This is a genomic window from Paraburkholderia sp. RL17-347-BIC-D (genome assembly GCF_046027915.1).
GTDB lineage: Bacteria > Pseudomonadota > Gammaproteobacteria > Burkholderiales > Burkholderiaceae > Paraburkholderia.
This window is the reverse complement of the sequence record NZ_JARESS010000183.1, coordinates 1-1,154: the sequence shown is the minus strand read 5'-3', so window position 1 is coordinate 1,154 and position 1,154 is coordinate 1. Positions and strand designations below refer to the sequence as shown.

Sequence of the window (1,154 nt, the reverse complement as noted above, 5' to 3'; positions counted from 1 at the left end):
ACTCTCTCCCGCCCGCGAGTTGTCGACAACCAGCGACAGACCTACCGGGATTGCGCGGTCCTTCGGTGTGCCCATGTGTGCTCCTTTCTGTGAAAATGGCAGAGTGCTGCGCCCAACGACCGCTACCTCGAACGCGCAGTCGGCTCGCGATACGCCTCGTCATAACGTCTCTATAGGGAAGATGTTAGACGCGGGTCTCTTGCAGTCTTTTCGCGCGAAGATGAAAAAGAGTTAATGCAACAGCTCATACAGCGCCTCGCAGGCCACGAGCGACTAACTGAGGCCACGTCGTCGAGGGACGCGCTGCAAAGCAGATGCACTCAATGCCGCGTGTAGTTAACAAAACGGTAATCCAGGAGTCAGTGCGCCGACAGCCAGAACGAGAAGAATGGGAATGGTGGTTCAAGCCACTCATTGCCCGCTAACCGGAGAGAAACCCCATGAAACTGCTTACCTCTTTCGCTGTCACCCTCCTTAGCCTGTCGTTCGGCGCCAATGCTTTTGCCCAGTCGTCGCCTCGCGAGCTGACGCGCGCCGAAGTGCGCGCGCAACTCCTGCAGGCCGAGGCAGACGGCCTTGTGCCGGCGGCCAAGGAGGACTATCCGCCGTCGGCACAGGCTATCGCGCGTAATCGAGAGATCTATTCAATCCGGCACGGCGCCGACGGCGCAAGCATGACGAAGACCGCCGGCCCGGCAGCCGTCCCTTCAGAATCAATGTCAAACTGATCCAGTGAAGCAATGCGTGCGCCGGGTTGTCGGGCACACACTGCCCGATAACTGCAAAGCGGCGGCGCTTAGAACGTGTGGCGGATGCCGACGCGTGTGAGTAGCTGATTGGCGCTCGACGACGGAGCGTCCGCGCCAGTTATAAAAGCGGTATTCAACGGTGCCGACACTGCGCCCCCACCCGATGCATGCTGGTACAAGCCCTGCACATAGACGTCGGTGCGTACTGACAGGTTGTAGTCCGCCATCAAGCCGAACTGCTGGTATTTCGGCTTTGAGTTTCCTGCACTGCTGTTGAAATGGGCAATCGTGTAGTTGTACATCGCACCGACATACGCGGCCTTTGTGAATTGATACTTGGCGTTGAGCTCGAAATTGTCGAACTTAAGGCTACTCGGAGTGTTCGTGAAGTTGCCAACGTATACG

At 57.9% G+C, this 1,154-nt stretch carries 2 protein-coding genes; one reads left to right on the top strand and one right to left on the bottom strand.

The window, feature by feature from the left end:
* Window positions 1-440: 440 nt before the first annotated feature.
* Window positions 441-728 (top strand): DUF4148 domain-containing protein, encoded by a 288-nt coding sequence (locus P0D96_RS48025; protein ID WP_408321349.1) that lies wholly within the window; start codon window positions 441-443, stop codon window positions 726-728.
* Between the two features lie 68 nt (window positions 729-796).
* On the opposite strand, the gene P0D96_RS48020 is transcribed toward P0D96_RS48025, so the two are convergent.
* A partial coding sequence (locus tag P0D96_RS48020) for a porin (RefSeq protein ID WP_408321347.1) occupies window positions 797-1,154 on the bottom strand: 358 nt, incomplete at its 5' end.

Coding starts and splice junctions, on each gene's coding strand:
- P0D96_RS48025 (WP_408321349.1), top strand. CDS start 441: ATGAAACTGCTTACCTCTTTCGCTGTCACCCTCCTTAGCCTGTCGTTC.